Genomic DNA, 16,265 nt, shown 5'->3' on the forward strand with positions numbered 1-16,265 from the left:
TTTATCGGAGGGATCCCTTTGCTTATCAATGGAATGAAGCTTGATACCATCTCGGCCCATGATCGGGGGCTGGCCTATGGTGACGGTCATTTCACCACCATGGCGGTCAGGGAGGGTCGCGTGTTGCAGTGGCCTGCCCATCTGGCACGGTTGCAGCTGGCCAACAACCGGCTGGGATTGGTTGAGCCGGACTGGGCTCTCTTGACCCGGGAGGTTGAAGAGATGGTGGCCGACCAGCCACAATGCGTGGCCAAGGTGATCCTGACCCGCGGCGAGGGGGGGCGAGGCTATGATGGCAGCGGATGTCAGCACACAACCCGGATTGTCACTCTGGCGCCATTTCCCACTCACTATGGACAGTGGCAACAGGAGGGGATCGAGATGGTGGTGTGCCGCCAGCGGATCGGCGATGCCCCCATGCTGGCCGGGCTTAAAACCTTGAATCGTCTGGAGCAGGTATTGCTGAAAAGCGAACTTGTCAGCCGAAATGCAGTCGAAGGGATAGTACTTAACAGTCGCAGTTTTCTCATTGAAGGGGTCAGTGCCAATCTGTTTTGGCGTCGGGGCAAGACGGTGTTTACGCCCGATCTCGCCCGCGGTGGTGTCGATGGCATCATGCGCCGCCAGGTGATGGCGATGTTGAAACAGATGAGTATTGAGTTGCGTGTGGTAGAGGCTCCGCTGGAGTCACTATGGCAGGCTGAAGAGGTGTGGCTCACCAATACCCTGATGGGGGTCGTGCCGGTCAATGGCATCGAGGATATCCATTATCCCCCAGCGGTATTGAGTCGCCGTTTACAGGAGCGTTTGGTCATTGAAGTTTAATCGGCTTTACACCCTGCTCGCGGGGGCGGCACTGACGGTAGCCGCTGCCGGGGGCTATGTACATTACAAATGGCAACAGGTAGAAACGCTCACCAACAAGGGGCCGACCCGGCTCTTTACGGTGGAGAAGGGCGCCCATGCGGCGCGCCTCATTGCCGAACTGGGGGAGGGGGAAGCCAGCCCCTGGGCGGTGCGGCTCTGGCTGCGCAGCCATCCCGAACTGGTGGCCATCAAATCGGGCACCTATGAAATCAAGGAAGGGACCCCTCTCAAGGAAACCCTCTCTCTGTTCGCATCGGGCAAGGAGTTTCACTTCAGCCTCACCTTCGTCGAAGGTTCCCGTTTCGAGGATTGGCAGAAGCAGCTCTCCAGCGCCCCATATCTTGAGCGGTTGACCGTCGAGCAATCAGAAGCCGACCTGGCGCAGGAGCTCGGCATCGAGAATGGCAAGCTGGAGGGGTGGTTCCTGCCGGAAACCTACGCCTATACCACCCATGCCAGCGATCTCTCGATCCTGCGTCGTGCCCATCAGGATATGGAGACTTTCCTGCAGCAGAGCTGGGAGAAACGTCAGGCCAACCTGCCTTACAAGACCCCCTATGAGGCGTTGATCATGGCCTCCATCATCGAGAAAGAGACCGGCCAGCCGGACGAGCGGGCGCAGATCGCCTCGGTGTTTGTCAATCGACTGCGTCTGGGCATGAAGTTGCAAACCGATCCCACCGTCATTTACGGGGTGAAAGATCGCTACGATGGCAATATTCGCCGCAGCGATCTGACCGACAAGAATCCCTACAACACCTATGTGATCGACGGTCTGCCGCCCACGCCTATTGCCATGCCGGGCAAGGCCTCCATCGAAGCTGCGCTCAACCCCAAGTCGACCGACTATCTCTACTTTGTCGCCAAGGGGGGCGGTGCCCATTATTTCTCCAAGACCCTCGATGAGCACAATCGGGCGGTTCGCGAATACATATTGAAGAAACCTTAATGTCTAAATTTATTGTGATCGAAGGATTGGAAGGGGCAGGGAAGAGCTCGGCCGTGCGTTATGTGACCGACTATCTGCAGCGCCACGGCATCAACCGGATCGAGTGCACCCGCGAGCCGGGTGGTACGCCGCTGGCCGAGCGGATGCGGGCCATCGTCAAAGAGGTGCACGACGAACGCCTCACCATCGAGGCGGAACTGCTGCTAATGTATGCCTCCCGGGTACAACTGGTGGAGACACGCATCAAACCCGCACTGGCCGACGGTGTCTGGGTGGTGGGGGATCGCCACGATCTCTCCTCCCAGGCCTATCAAGGCGGTGGCCGTGGTATCGATGCCCAGCTTATCGGAGCCATCAAGCAGGCGGTGCTCGGCAACTTCAAGCCGGATCTCACCCTCTATCTCGATATCGATCCTGCCCTTGGCTTGCAGCGCGCCCGCCATCGCGGCGAGCTGGATCGCATTGAACTGGAGCAACTGAGCTTCTTCGAGCGTACCCGAACTCGTTATCTCGAACTGGCCGCCAAGGATGATTCCATTGTGGTGATCGATGCGGCGCAAACGCCGGAACTCGTCAAAGCTGCCATCGAGCGTGCATTGGATCACTATCTGTCGAACGAGCCACTATGTATCCCTGGCTGATCCCCGACTGGCATGCCCTGAGCCAGACGGCCCAGTCCGGTCGTCTCGGCCACGCCTGGTTGTTGCTGGGCGATCCCGGTCTTGGCAAGGAGCAGCTGGCCGAGCGGTTGGCGCGTTTGCACCTTTGCCAGCAACCTGATCGCGGAGAACCGTGTGGTCAGTGCCACTCCTGCCAACTGTTTGACAAGGGCAACCACCCGGATCTCGGCACCATAACTCGTGACAGCAAGACCATCGGGGTCGAGGCTATTCGCGAGATCTGCACCCGGCTGCAGGGCTCTGCCCAGCTCGGCCGTGGCAAGGTGGTGATCATTCCTGATGCGGAACGGATGACCGAATCGGCAGCCAATGCCCTGCTGAAAACCCTGGAAGAGCCGGCCGGCGACAGCTTGCTGTTGCTGATTGCCTCCCAGGTTTCCCGGTTGCTTCCCACCATTCTCAGTCGCTGTCACAAACATGTCTGTCAGTTGCCTGCAGAAGGGGAGACAGTACGCTGGTTGGCCGAGCAGGGTCATCAGGCCACGTTGGCTCAGGTGCGGATCTGTCAAGGGGCCCCGCTGCGGGTACTCGACTATATCGAGCAGCAACAGGACGGTACTCGCCGTGAATTGCTGGAACAGTTTGTCGCCCTGAGTCAAAGTCCGGTCAAGGCGACGGCACTGTGCAGCCAGCTTGGTCAGGAGACGCAGGTCAGGTTGCACTGGTTGCAGCTTATCTTGTGTGATGCCCTGAAAACCCAGGCCGGATGTGGTCACCATCAGCTGGCCATGCCTGATCTGGCCATCTTGAGTCAACGGTTGGCGGAGCAGCACTCTAGCGAAAAACTGCTGGCGGCAGAACAAGATCTGGTTGCCCTGAAAGCCGCATGTCAGCCGGGTCAGCTCTCCAATCCCACCATCCATCTGATGAACTGGCTCAGTCGCTGGTTATAAGTACCGACAAGCAGAAAGGTTTTATATGTTACTCGTTGATTCCCACTGTCATCTCGATCGCCTCAGCTATGGCAGCAAGCAGACCAGCATGGCTGATGTACTTGCCAAGGCCGCGAAACTGGACGTGGGATATTTTCTCTGTGTTAGTGTGACTCAGGCACAGTTCCCGACCATGCTCGAGGCGATCGCTCCCTATCCCCAGGTGTTTGCCTCCTGCGGGGTACACCCGCTCAATCAGGAACCCGGTGTCGATGCCGAGTTGCTGCTCAAGCAAGCTGCCGATCCACGTGTGGTGGCCATCGGTGAGACCGGTCTCGATTACTTTTACTCGCCCGAGAACAAGGAAGTTCAGCAAGCCTCTTTCCGCGAACATATCCGGGTTGCTCGCGCGCTGAACAAGCCGCTGATCATCCATACCCGCGATGCCCAGCAAGATACCTTGCAGATCATGCGTGAAGAGGGCGCGGATCAGGTTGGCGGTGTGCTGCACTGTTTCACCGAGTCTCTCGAGATGGCGCAAGCCGCAATGGCGATGGGGTTCTATATCTCAATCTCCGGGATCGCCACCTTCAAAAATGCGTCTGCCCTGCAAGAGGTGGTCAAGGCTCTGCCCCTCGACAGATTGCTGGTCGAAACCGACTCGCCCTATCTTGCCCCCGTGCCGCATCGGGGGAGGGAGAACGAACCTGCCTTTGTGCGAGACGTTGCGCAGTTTATTGCCGATCTGCGTCATATTCCGCTTAATGAATTGGCAGAAGCCACCAGCCGGAATTTCTTTGAACTATTCAAACTGGCGAAAAAATAACACAGAAGCCCCGTTGCTCGGGGCTTTTACATTTCAAATACCAAGCTGATTTTACCCACCTGAATATTAACATCGCGCTACGTTATCTCTCACTCGCCCAACCAATTCAACTCGTTCATTCATACAAAACCGGGTCGAATAATACTTCTATGTTTCTCGTCCGTTCACCGTGGCCAATGGGTATTAAAACAGCATGCTATTAGTATCGATAATATTCATTATCGATACTTGATGTGTGTGAAGGATCCTGTAAGATCCTCTCAAACATCATATGAATCATAGTGTTCCGTGGCATATCCATCCTTGTCCAATCCGACTCATCAGTCACTGCAGACTGTTTTCGATGCACAGCTAAATAGTCGGGCACGCCGCTTTTTGCGCAGTGCAAAAGCGGATTCCACCCTCAATGCCTATCAGGCAGATACCCGTATTTTTGTCTTCTGGTGCCAATTGCATGGACTGGATCCGCTACAAACAACCCATCACGACATCATGAACTTTCTTGCTGATCAGGCTGACGGCGTATTGGCAGACTGGGTATGGCTGGATAAAGAAGAGGGAAAAGGGGAGCTACGCAACGGTGAACCTCGTAAACCGGCAACCCTGGTGAGACGGCTTGCCGGGATCCGTTATGCCTTCAAGCAGAAAGGCATTCATCCCATGCCCACCGAACATCCCGAAATCAAGGAGATGATGCGCGGTATTGTCAGGTTGGGGGATAACCGCAAGCGCAAAACCGGTGCCCTGACGCTGCAGCCTTTGACCCAGGTGCTGGATGGCATCGACACCAGGGACCTCGCGGGTTTGCGTGATCACACCCTGCTGCTCTTGATGTTCAGTGGCGCCTTGCGCCGCTCGGAAGCAGCCCGGATTGAGGTGTGCGATCTCGATTTTGTGGGGCAGGGGATCCGCCTTCGCCTCAAACCGAGTAAGCATCAGCTGCACGAAACCGAGATAGCCTTGATTCCGGGCAAACACTATTGCCCCGTGTCGGCACTGCAAAAGTGGCTACACAAAAGCCGGATCAGCGAGGGGCCGCTATTTCGGCGCATGAACCGCTGGGGCCAACTGATGGCCGAACCGCTCGGTCCCCAGGGCATCAATTTGATGATCAAGCGGCGAACCGGTCAAACCATTGACGATCTCTACGTCAGTGGCCATAGCCTGCGTCGCGGGTTCATCACCTCGGCGGTGACTGCCGGCAAGCCGATGAACAAGATCATAGAAGTGACGCGCCACAAGGATATGCGAACCCTGCAGGAGTACTTCGATGACGCCCACAGATTCTCCGATCATGCCCTTGATGGCTTGCTTTGACACAACTGCGTCACTTCATTTTTTATGTTAAATGATATCTTGTTGATCTGATGATATATTTGCCGTGCAGCCAGCAGCCCAAGGTGGAAGGGCCATCTTCCTATGGATAATGGCATGTGATGAGAGATAACAAATCCGGAAATGGAACATCGCAAGGACATATGAGCCAAGAAATGACAGTGCGTGAAGAGCAAGAGGCGGTGCCCCAAAACAATGCCGAGCGGCAGCGCCAACATGTAAAACGCAAGCAGGAGACCCATACCCGGCTGCAATGCTGGATCAGCAATCGCCACGCCGAACGATTGGCCGCACTGGGTCTTCATCTCGAAGACAGTCAGGCATCACTCATCGAGCAGGCGATCGATCTGCTCTACCAACATGAGCTGGGTAGAGAAACTCCGTTTGAAAACAGAGTCGTCACACAGCTCGAAGAGACCGTTGAATAGACACAAGAGTGAAGTAACAGCGAAACGTGAACAGATAAAAAAAAGCCAGGTACGAATTCCTTGTACCTGGCATAGGGGAATTGGCTCCTTGCAGAGCCGTGCGCTAACTGGTGTTCGGATTGCCTTAAGCTTAGACAAGGCTCAAGGCTTTTCAAGAACCCGATAAAATTTCAACCAGAGTGTGGGTTTTGATGACTCGAACAGCGTCGAGTCACCTTTCCTCGTTCAGTCAAAATCAGCCAAACAGATTGTTGTCACGCACCAGCTCGCGGGGGAGGGCATTCTTGACCCGACTACCCACCCATTTCCCCATCCCCAGGGTATGTCCCTGATAGCGGACGATCACCTCGCCAGTGCCCGCATCCTGTTCTGGCCAGACGTCCCGCCCCATCATGAATTCCCGCGCATTGGCGCTATCAAGCTCAACCACGCCCTTGCTCGCTTTATCGCCATAGGCCAGTGCCCACTCATGAGTGAGGCGATAACCTTTCTTGAAGGTCTCGGCCAACTTGATGCCGATGCGATCGAAGCGCAGCTTGCCCTGCACCTGATCAAACAGCTGGGGGAAGAGCCAGATCTCATCATTGCGGCCAAACAGTTGACCCTGCGGTGCCACCCCGAAGTTGGCTTCGATCTCGCGCAACATGGGTTCCGCCTCTTTGGCAGGAAGCGGCGCAAAAGGGAATTTACCCAGCTTGCCAGGCTTGAACATGGTGTTGGGCACCGAGTGATGCTTGCGCAATCTGGCGACGAAAAAGCCTTCACTATCGAAGATCTGGGGCCAAACGTGCAGGTATCCTTCGTATGTACAGGCCTGCTCTGCATGGGGGAACAGGTCTGCCAGCGAGTCAAAACTCAAGGCATCGCCAAACTTGTCCAGCAGGGATTGGCAGACCGCCTGATTCTCCTGTTCACTCAAGGTACAGGTGGAGTAGACCAGTACGCCACCCGGTTTCAAGGCATGGAAGGCACTCTCCAGCAGCCCCTGCTGCACCGCCGCGATCTCGTCGATGCTCTCGATACTCCAGTTGCGCAGTGCATCTTCATCCTTGCGCACCGTACCTTCACCGGAGCAGGGGGCGTCGAGCAGGATGGCATCGAAGGTCTCCGGCAACCACTGGCCAAACACCTTGGCATCAAAATGGGTCATCCCCACATTGGTCACGCCGCAGCGCTGGATATTGGCGCTAAGCACTTTCAACCGGCTGCTGGAAAACTCGTTGGCAACCAACATCCCCTGATTGTTCATCAGGGCGGCTATCTGGGTGGTCTTGGATCCGGGGGCCGCCGCCGCATCCAGCAACATTCCATCCGCTTTGATCTTGTCGCTGGCAAAGAGTGCCGTCACCGGCAGCATGGAGCTCGCTTCCTGAATGTAGAAGAGCCCGCTCAAGTGCTCGGCGGTGTTGCCAAGTGGGACAGTTTCATCGCTGCGGGTCAGCCAGAAGCCGGTATCACACCAGGGCACAGGGTCGAGCTGCCAACCCAGTGGCTCCATCAGGGCGACGAAGTCTGAGACGGCGATCTTCAAGGTGTTGACCCGAATGCTGCGGCGCAGCGGACGTCGACAACTGGCCACAAACTCATCCATCGAGAGATGGGCCGGCATGATGGCCGCAATGTGGCGTAAAAAGTAATCGGGAAGGAAGGTGTTGTCGTGCACTGTGCCGTCTCGTTGACCGAAAAAGAGGGGCGATATCCTACCACAAGGCTAAGAATATTCTGAATCTGAACCCTATCAACAGGCACCGGAATATAAAAAAGCCCGGCACTGTGCCGGGCTTGGATGAGATACAAAGGGAAGAAATCAGGGCTGGATGCGCGGGCTCCACTCCAGCCACTCTTTCTCGGCCTTGCCGTAGAGCGGATAGCTGTGTCCCGCCTTAACGGTTGGCCCCATCTCTCTCTCCGGCGTATTGAAGGCTATGCCGCCGGCCAGCAGGCTCTGTACTGTCTCGACCTCTATGGTACCCCCGGTCAGGCCGATATCCGCCTTGACCCCGGAGACATTCCAGAAACGGGAGTTGGCCCGCACCAAATGGGCATACTCCTGATCCACGTTAACGTCGATCACCACCTCGCTACCATCCCGAGCCAGCGCCACCTTGGTGACACTGCCCACCACCATTTTGCGAAACAGCAGCGGGCTGCCGACGCTCAGGCCATTGACGGAGGGGCTCTTGAGGGTCAGGGCCAGACCCACCGGGCCGACCTGACTCAAGGGGAAGCGATCTTTGCCAGCGCCTTTACCGGGTTGTGCTTCTACAAACGCCCCCTTGATCAGGGTATCAAGGTGAGCGACACCGCCCAGCCCCAGCTTGGCCTGCACCAGAGTAAAGCGGGCGCCGGACTGCAGGAAACGCTCGGCGTAGTGGCCATCGAGTTCCGCCTTGAAGATCACCTGACCCAGTGACGGCTCCAGCTCGATCTCTTCAATTTTGCCGATATCGACCCCTCGATAGCGGATCGGGCTGCCAATCCCGAGCCCCGGGTTACTCGCTGCCACCAGTGACAGCTGGCGCACCTTGGCCTTGGCTTGCTCCCTGGAATCGAACAGTTGATGGCTGCTGCGGCCATTGGCCAACCGATCAAACTCAATGGCACCGCGCAGCAGGGTACCGAGGTTGCCCACCTTGACCTGCACCCCATCGACCCGCACCTTGGTGTCGATGGCCGGTTTTTTCCAGAACTGGGGTTGTTGGGCGAGGAGGAGAGCATAGACTCCATCAATCTCGAGTTCGATCTCGACCCCCTCTTTGGCGGCGCGCAGCTGTTTGACCTTGCCCGCTTCCAGCCCCAGATAGAGCACAGGCGAGCCAATGCCAATGCCATCGGCCTGATCTGCTTTGAGCAACCAGCGCTGCGGCTTGGCATCACGGGTACCGAGCAGTGCCAACTCCTGACTCGGGTAGAGACGGTTAATCCGCTCGCCACTGCTGGCTTGTACCAGCTTGATCCCGCCCCCCAACCAGGCACTGGCCGGGCTGGTTTCTACCTTGATGCCGCTCAGATCGGCATCGATCTGCAACGGGGCGGCACGATAGAAGCGGGCACGGTTGAGCAGGTGACCATAGTTCGGCGCCATTACCAGCTCGACGCTGGCATTGCCGCGCGCATCCAGGGTGAGCTGGCTGATGCGGCCCACCTGCAATCCCTTGTACCAGACAGGGGCATCCTGATTGAGCCCCGCCAGATCGTCAGCCTGCAGCGTCACCTTGGTGCCGCTCTGGGGGGCGCGATCGGTCAGGGTCATCTTCTGTACCGGTTTGCCCGCTACATAGTCGAGGCGAATGGCCGGGCCGGAGAGCAGGCGATCTGCATGCTGCACGCCGGTCGCGGAGAGGGAGACGCTCTCCCACACCAGTTGACTCTTGTCGGTAATGCGGTAAGCCTGCTCCGGGTTGATCAGCGCCGTCACCACCCGGCCTTTGTCGGTGAGACGAATGGGGTCGATGCGACCGATCTCGATCCCCTCATAGAGGATGGGCATCCCCTCCTTGACCGGAAGATCGCCAGCCGCAATGTCGATACGCTCGCCACGCGCCGCTTCCGCCAGCCCTTTATAGAGGACGAAGGTCTGTCCTTTCTCCGGTTCCGGTGAATCTTTGGGTGAGTCAAAGGCAATGCCGCCGCTCAGGATGGAGGTGAGGCTGCCGGCCTCCACACTCACCCCGGCCAGACTGAAGGAGCCCTTGATACCGCTGATGTTCCAGAAGCGGGTATCGGCTTTGACCAGATGTTCAAAACGCGGCTCGATCACCAGATCCAGAATGACGTTCTGGTTGTCCTGACCCAGGCGGGTATTGATGACGCTGCCCACCTCGATACCGCGGAAATAGAGCTTGGCGCCAATCCCCACCGAACCCAGCGAATCAACAGTCAGGTGCAGCATCCGCCCCTGAGCCTGATAACCGGGAGGAGGGCCCTCCAGTGCATCAAACTTCTCCTCCAGCGGATTGCTTTCACGCCCCGGTTGCAGGTTGATGTAGTTGCCGGAGACCAGTGTATCGAGGCCGGAGATCTCGGTGAGCGACGCCTTGGGGCTCACCAGCCAGAAGTCGGATCCCTTGCGGATCAGCGGTCTGGCACGGCTGTCAATCTTGGCCATTACCGCAATCTTGCGGCCATCTTCAGCCAGCTCCAGCTCTTGCACCACACCGATAGCCACCCCCTGATAACGAACCTGGGTTTTACCCGGCAAGATGCCGTTGCCCTGGGCGAAGTTGATCTGGATAAGTTGGCCACGGCTCAATACCTGCTGATAGAGAAAGCCACCCGCCAACAGCAGGGCTATCAGGGGTAACAGCCAGACCGGCGATAACCAGCGGCGCTTTTCGATGACGGGTTCAGCCCCGATCATAGTGACTCCTTATTGGCTGGATTAAACAGCACATCAGACAAAAACAGAGAAATCATCAACGGGCCGCCTTGTCCCACAGTAAACGGGTATCGAGCATGCGGGCCGACATCATGGTCAGCACCACCACACCGGCAAAGGCGGTGGCCCCCGGGCCTGCGCGGACACTCAGCAGAACCCCCCGATCGACCAGTGCCACCATCAGCGAAATCACGAACAAGTCCAGCATCGACCAGCGACCAATAAAATCGATCACCCGATACATCATCAGCTGGCGCTTGCGCCGCACCGGCTTGGCTCGCTGCAACTGCCAGCAGATCCAGCCCAACCCCAATATCTTGCCCACGGGTACCAGTATGCTGGCGGTGAGAACTATGGTGGCAATCCCGCTCATTTTGCTGCGATAGAGCATCATGATACCGCTGAAGATGGTATCTGACTGCAGTAACCCCTTGTTGTAGAAATGGGTAATGGGCAACAGATTGGCAGGGAGCAACATGAAGGTGGCGAGCGCCAGCAAGCCCCACGACCAGGCGAGGGAGCGGGGAATGCGCACCTGCAATTTGCTGCTGCAACGGGGGCAGACTGCCCCGGCTTGATAGCGCACCAGCAGACCGCAGGTATGGCAGCGGCAGAGCCCCATCTCACGGGCGCTGGTCATGTTCCGGCTCCTTTAACGGGATCCGCGCCCAGTAGGGGGCGGGGTCAAACAGGATCAGCAGGGTCATGTTGAGCAGCATCAGAATACCGAGGCTGAGCAACCCGCCACCGAGGCGCACATCGGCGATGTCGATCAGTTTGAACAGGGCAACCAGCAGGCTGACGATATAGACCTCCAGCATGGCCCAGTGGCGAAACACCTCGACCAGCTTCAAAGTGACGGGAAGAATGTGCCAACGTTTGGCCAGACCCGAAGCCAGCACAAAGATCCCCGCCAACAACCCCACTGGCGCCAACACGGCGCACCAGAGCACCAGGCTCGCCACCCACCATTCGCCCTCGCCAAACAGCACCAGAATACCGCGCAGCAGGTCGGCGTCGGTATTGACCCCCGCCAGGCGCAGATAGATCAGCGGTTCAAAAAAAGCGGAGGGCAGCAACAAAAAACCGGTGATGGTCAGGGCCATCAACTGGGAGGGACGAAAGGCATAACGGCCATAGAGATGTTGGTGACAACGCGGGCAGTGGGCATGACGACGCAGCGGCAGTGCTTTGCGCTGGATCAGCAAGTCGCACGCCGGACAGACAATTACGGAACCGGGCTCCATCATACAATTCAACCTGTTGAAGGAATTGGTGAAATTTACCCTAAAACCGGTTTCCTGTCTTGCCTGCAGCCAGAATGTTACGAAAGTATAATTGACGTTAACGTAAACGTGATATTAGATAGCCAGACTAGACAGGTGAAAGGAGTCATGATGTCCAGTTTGTCCCCCTCGGCAGGCCTGCGCTTTCGCACCGCCCTTGCCAATGAACATCCCCTGCAGATCGTCGGCACCATCAATGCCTATATGGCGCTGATGGCCGAACGCAGCGGCTTTCAAGCTCTCTATCTCTCCGGCGCCGGAGTGGCCAATGCCTCCTACGGCTTGCCGGATCTCGGCATGACCTCCCTCAACGACGTGCTGATCGATGCCGAGCGGATCACCGCCGCAACCCGTGTGCCGCTGTTGGTCGATATCGATACCGGCTGGGGGGGGGCGTTTAATATCGCCCGCACCATTCGCGCGTTCGAGCGGGCCGGAGTGGCAGCCGTGCACATGGAAGATCAGGTGGCTCAGAAGCGTTGTGGTCATCGCCCCAACAAGGCGGTGGTCACGCTTGAAGAGATGTGTGATCGCATCAAGGCCGCAGTGGATGCCCGCGAGAATAGCGAGTTCGTCATCATGGCCCGCACCGATGCACTGGCGGTGGAGGGGATGGAGTCGGCTCTTGAGCGCACCGCTGCCTATGTGGCAGCCGGTGCCGACATGATCTTCGCCGAGGCGGTGACCGAGCTTGCCCAGTACGACCAGTTCAAGCAGGCGGCCGAAGTGCCGATCCTCGCCAACATGACCGAGTTCGGCAAAACCGAGCTGTTTGACAAAGAGCAACTGGCCGCGCACGGGGTCGACATGGTGCTCTACCCGTTAAGCGCCAACCGCGCAGCCAATCAGGCCGCCCTCAACGTCTATCACCATATTCGCCAGGATGGTCATCAAAGGGCCGTCGTGGAGACCATGCAGACCCGGGAGTCACTCTACGACTTCCTCGGATATCACCACTACGAGCAGACACTGGATCGTCTGTTTTCAGCCAAGGAATAGGAGGCAGCTTATGGGACAGCAAAAACCGTTGGGTGGGGCAGGTCTGCGCGGGCAGAGTGCGGGGGAGACCAGTATCTGCACTGTAGGCAAGAGTGGCACCGGTCTTACCTATCGCGGCTATGACATCAAGGAGCTGGCCGACAGCGCCCAGTTCGAGGAGGTCGCCTATCTGCTGCTCAAGGGAGAATTGCCGAGTAACCAGCAACTGGCCGACTACAAACGCGAGCTGCGCCGCTTGCGCACGTTGCCGGCGGCGCTGCTGGAGGTGCTGGAGCGCATTCCCGCCGATGCTCATCCGATGGATGTGCTGCGTACCGGCTGCTCCATGCTCGGCGATCTGGAGCCGGAAGATGGTTTCGAGCATGAACACGAAGTGGCGGATCGGCTGCTGGCCGCCTTTCCGGGCATTCTGATCTACTGGTACAAGTTCAGCCACGAGGGCGTTCGCATCGCCCTCGACAGCGACGAGGAGTGTATCGGCGGCCACTTTCTGGCCCTGCTGCACCAGAAGGCGCCAAGCGAGCTGGAGAGGCGGGTGATGCATGTCTCCCTCATCCTCTACGCCGAGCATGAGTTCAACGCCTCCACCTTTGCGGCGCGGGTCTGCGCCTCAACCCTTTCCGACATGTTCTCCTGCATCACCGCCGCCATCGGCACCCTGCGCGGCCCGCTGCACGGCGGCGCCAACGAGGCAGCCATGGCGATGATCGAACATTGGCAAGACGAGACGCAGGCAAGGCGCGAACTGCTGGCCAAGCTGGCGGCCAAGGAGAAGATCATGGGCTTTGGCCACGCCATCTACCGCACTTCTGATCCGCGCAACGTCATCATCAAGGAGTGGTCGGCCAAGCTCGCCGAGGCAGTGGATGATGATCGCCTCTATCGCGTCTCCTGTGAGGCGGAGAAGGTGATGTGGGAGGAGAAAGAGCTCTTTCCCAACGCCGACTTCTTCCATGCCAGCGCCTATCACTACATGGGGATCCCGACCAAGCTGTTCACCCCCATCTTCGTCTGCTCACGGGTCACCGGCTGGTGCGCCCACGTGATGGAGCAGCGCGAGCACAACCGGATCATACGCCCGAGCGCCGATTATGTCGGCCCGGCCCCCCGTCACTTTGTCTCTCTACAACAACGATAAGGAAGTCACGATGTCCGCCAACGTCGACGTCAACCACAGACCCGAGCCCGATCAGGTGCTGGTCGATATTGCCGATTATGTCTGCAACCACCCCATTACCAGCCAGGCGGCTCTCGACACCGCCCGCTACTGCCTGATGGACACCCTTGGCTGTGGCTTGCTGGCCCTGCGTTTCCCCGAATGTACCAAACACCTTGGCCCCATAGTCCCAGGTACACTGGTACCCCATGGTGCTCGGGTGCCCGGCACCCAGCTCTGCCTAGACCCCGTCAAGGCAGCCTGGGACATCGGTGCCATCATCCGCTGGCTCGATTACAACGACACCTGGCTGGCCGCCGAGTGGGGTCACCCCTCCGACAATCTGGGCGGTATTCTCGCCACTGCTGACTGGCTCTCCCGTACTCGCGTCGCCGATGGCAAGGCACCGCTCACCATGGCCGATGTGCTGGTGGCCATGGTCAAAGCCCACGAAATTCAGGGGGTGCTGGCGCTGGAGAACTCCTTCAACCGGGTCGGTCTCGATCACGTGGTGCTGGTCAAGGTCGCCAGCACCGCCGTGGTGACTCACATGCTGGGTGGCACCCGTGATCAGGTGATCGATGCGATCTCCCAGGCCTGGGTCGATGGGCAAAGCCTGCGTACCTACCGGCATGCCCCCAATGCGGGGTCGCGCAAGAGCTGGGCGGCGGGGGATGCCACCTCTCGCGCGGTGCGCCTCGCTCTTATCACCATGAGCGGCGAGATGGGCTATCCAGGCGTACTGAGCGCGCCCAAGTGGGGTTTCTACGACGTGCTGTTCAAGGGCAATCAGTTCGCCCTGCATCAAGGGTACGGCAGCTATGTGATGGAAAACGTGCTGTTCAAGATCTCCTATCCCGCCGAGTTCCATGCCCAGACCGCGGTGGAGTGCGCCATGAAGCTGCACGGTCAGGTGAAGGGGCGGCTCGACGAGATAGACCGTATCGAACTCACCACCCATGAGTCGGCCATTCGCATCATCAGCAAGGTCGGCGCCCTCAACAACCCGGCCGATCGGGATCACTGCCTGCAATACATGGTGGCGGTGCCGCTTATCTTCGGTCGCCTCATTGCCGAGGATTACGAGGACGATGTTGCTGCCGATCCCCGCATCGACGCGCTACGCGGCAAGATGGTGGTGCAGGAGGACAAGCGTTACAGCCGCGAATATCTGGAGGCGGACAAGCGCTCCATTGCCAACGCCATCCAGATCTTCTTCAAGGACGGCACTCACACCGCCAAGGTGGAGGTGGAGTATCCGGTCGGCCATCGCCGTCGCCGGGAGGAGGGGATCCCGCTGCTGGTGGAGAAATTCCAGCACAATCTGGCCACCCGCTTCCCAGCCAAACGGGTCAACGACATTTTGGCCCTCTGTCAGGACGGGCCGCGCCTTGCCGCCACCCCGGTACACGCCTTTATGGATCTGCTGGTGATCTGATCGCTCTTACATTGGCCAACATATCGGCAAACAGTGATAAACGAAAAGCGGGCTCATCGGCCCGCTTGGTTATTCCGGTGGCTTATCCCTCGATAAGGCTTACCCAAGCGCACTGCTGTCGCCGTTAAAGAGCGCCGTCATGATGGCCATCTCGCGACTGGCGATGGTCTCGAGAAACTCGTTGGCACGCCCCATCTGATGACACACCTGATAGCCGCGCTCGACAAAGGAGTAGAGCTCGCCCAGCCCCGCCAGATGGGCGGGACCTGACACCAGCTTGAGGGTCGCCCCCAGCAGCGGCTTTCTCGCCAACCTGTCCAGCGTCATGCCAAGCTCGCTCACCAACGCAATCTGATGTTCCCGGCGCGCCTGTTCACCTACGGCCCGATAGGCGATGGTGTAATGGTCCGGCGTGATGGGAGCAATGCCATCAATGCGCCGTAGCGCCACCACCATCAGGTAGTCCAGCTCTTCGGAGAGAGCGTCGAGCTCGATCGCCTGCGCCAGCACCTTGAGACCGGACTCCGGCAACAGCCGCTCGGCGGTCGGCATCACCCGCATCACATCCGCATCGCGGCGGGCGCAATCCCCGGGGCCATAGAGATCGGTCAGGAAAAACTCGGCCGCCGGGCCGTAGCGGTCACTCTCCAGCAGATCACGATGGGTTCGCCCCAACCGGTCGGCCTGCCACTGGCGTAGCCGATCCCGATCCTGCTGATCTTCCGGGTGGGCACGCATCTGCTCTCGCAAGGCTGCAACCCGCTTGAGCTGGCGGTAGAGCCGACCCAGGGTGCTATCGTCGTCGTGGGCATGTTCTTGATGCGTCATCTACAGCTCTCTGGCCTTGGGCCCATTGATGGGGATTCGGTGATACGAAGATACAAGTGAATGAAAAACAAGCAGCTTTTGCTGACCGTTCCGTGACAAGTGTAGCGCGCACGGGGGAGGGAATAAATGCCATGCCCCGCTGATGGCCTTCATCCCTCTCGACTCTGTTAAGTGAGTCCCATTTATGTGAACCATCCTTTCATTTGTTGTGAACATGTGTTTA

General features: G+C 58.4%; 15 protein-coding genes. 10 read left to right on the plus strand and 5 right to left on the minus strand.

What is annotated here, in order from left to right; all coding sequences use genetic code 11:
- The first annotated feature begins 18 nt into the window (after window positions 1-18).
- From pabC to AB5Y71_RS11165, 7 genes are all read left to right on the plus strand, one after another.
- Window positions 19-825, plus strand: coding sequence for an aminodeoxychorismate lyase (gene pabC / locus AB5Y71_RS11135; protein WP_368171578.1), 807 nt, complete (start codon window positions 19-21; stop codon window positions 823-825).
- Window positions 815-1,816, plus strand: a complete 1,002-nt coding sequence (gene mltG / locus AB5Y71_RS11140; protein WP_368171579.1) for an endolytic transglycosylase MltG — start codon at window positions 815-817, stop codon at window positions 1,814-1,816. The genes pabC and mltG overlap by 11 nt, the downstream gene beginning before the upstream one ends.
- Entirely contained in the window at window positions 1,816-2,457 is a 642-nt protein-coding gene (gene tmk / locus AB5Y71_RS11145) for a dTMP kinase (RefSeq protein ID WP_368171580.1), read from the plus strand. Before mltG ends, tmk begins: the two co-directional genes overlap by 1 nt.
- Window positions 2,442-3,389 (plus strand): DNA polymerase III subunit delta', encoded by a 948-nt coding sequence (gene holB, locus AB5Y71_RS11150; protein ID WP_368171581.1) that lies wholly within the window; start codon window positions 2,442-2,444, stop codon window positions 3,387-3,389. Before tmk ends, holB begins: the two co-directional genes overlap by 16 nt.
- Before the next feature lie 25 nt (window positions 3,390-3,414).
- A complete protein-coding gene (locus AB5Y71_RS11155; protein WP_005345529.1) occupies window positions 3,415-4,194 on the plus strand; it encodes a TatD family hydrolase in 780 nt (259 codons plus the stop codon).
- A 288-nt stretch (window positions 4,195-4,482) separates the two neighbouring features.
- A complete protein-coding gene (locus tag AB5Y71_RS11160) occupies window positions 4,483-5,511 on the plus strand; it encodes a site-specific integrase (protein WP_368171582.1) in 1,029 nt (342 codons plus the stop codon).
- A 161-nt stretch (window positions 5,512-5,672) separates the two neighbouring features.
- Window positions 5,673-5,957: a RepB family protein gene (locus AB5Y71_RS11165; RefSeq protein WP_075114819.1), complete on the plus strand. Its 285-nt coding sequence runs from the start codon at window positions 5,673-5,675 to the stop codon at window positions 5,955-5,957.
- 235 nt (window positions 5,958-6,192) lie between these two features.
- Here the strand turns inward: AB5Y71_RS11165 and rsmF are convergent, their stop codons facing one another.
- The 4 genes from rsmF to AB5Y71_RS11185 all read right to left on the minus strand — a co-directional run bounded on the left by rsmF (window position 6,193) and on the right by AB5Y71_RS11185 (window position 11,585).
- The gene (gene rsmF, locus AB5Y71_RS11170) at window positions 6,193-7,620 is read right to left on the minus strand and encodes a 16S rRNA (cytosine(1407)-C(5))-methyltransferase RsmF (protein ID WP_368171583.1); all 1,428 of its coding nucleotides are present in this window, start codon (window positions 7,618-7,620) and stop codon (window positions 6,193-6,195) included.
- Window positions 7,621-7,764: 144 nt separating this feature from the next.
- Window positions 7,765-10,317, minus strand: a complete 2,553-nt coding sequence (locus AB5Y71_RS11175; protein ID WP_368171584.1) for an MlaD family protein — start codon at window positions 10,315-10,317, stop codon at window positions 7,765-7,767.
- A 55-nt stretch (window positions 10,318-10,372) separates the two neighbouring features.
- Window positions 10,373-10,975: a paraquat-inducible protein A gene (locus AB5Y71_RS11180; RefSeq protein ID WP_335812496.1), complete on the minus strand. Its 603-nt coding sequence runs from the start codon at window positions 10,973-10,975 to the stop codon at window positions 10,373-10,375.
- A complete protein-coding gene (locus AB5Y71_RS11185) occupies window positions 10,959-11,585 on the minus strand; it encodes a paraquat-inducible protein A (RefSeq protein WP_005345516.1) in 627 nt (208 codons plus the stop codon). Before AB5Y71_RS11185 ends, AB5Y71_RS11180 begins: the two co-directional genes overlap by 17 nt.
- 147 nt (window positions 11,586-11,732) lie before the next feature.
- Here AB5Y71_RS11185 and prpB point away from each other — a divergent pair, with 147 nt between their 5' ends.
- From prpB to AB5Y71_RS11200, 3 genes are read left to right on the plus strand one after another with little or no spacing between them, the layout of a single operon-like run.
- Window positions 11,733-12,620 (plus strand): methylisocitrate lyase, encoded by an 888-nt coding sequence (gene prpB, locus AB5Y71_RS11190; RefSeq protein ID WP_368171699.1) that lies wholly within the window; start codon window positions 11,733-11,735, stop codon window positions 12,618-12,620.
- Window positions 12,621-12,630: 10 nt separating this feature from the next.
- Window positions 12,631-13,758 (plus strand): 2-methylcitrate synthase, encoded by a 1,128-nt coding sequence (gene prpC / locus AB5Y71_RS11195; RefSeq protein ID WP_368171585.1) that lies wholly within the window; start codon window positions 12,631-12,633, stop codon window positions 13,756-13,758.
- Window positions 13,759-13,768: 10 nt separating this feature from the next.
- Window positions 13,769-15,214 (plus strand): bifunctional 2-methylcitrate dehydratase/aconitate hydratase, encoded by a 1,446-nt coding sequence (locus AB5Y71_RS11200; protein WP_368171586.1) that lies wholly within the window; start codon window positions 13,769-13,771, stop codon window positions 15,212-15,214.
- Between the two features lie 99 nt (window positions 15,215-15,313).
- Here the strand turns inward: AB5Y71_RS11200 and AB5Y71_RS11205 are convergent, their stop codons facing one another.
- Window positions 15,314-16,042, minus strand: a complete 729-nt coding sequence (locus AB5Y71_RS11205) for a hypothetical protein (protein ID WP_368171587.1) — start codon at window positions 16,040-16,042, stop codon at window positions 15,314-15,316.
- Window positions 16,043-16,265 lie beyond the last annotated feature (223 nt).

It is taken from the genome of Aeromonas sp. R9-2 (assembly GCF_040908025.1).
Classification (GTDB): domain Bacteria; phylum Pseudomonadota; class Gammaproteobacteria; order Enterobacterales; family Aeromonadaceae; genus Aeromonas; species Aeromonas veronii.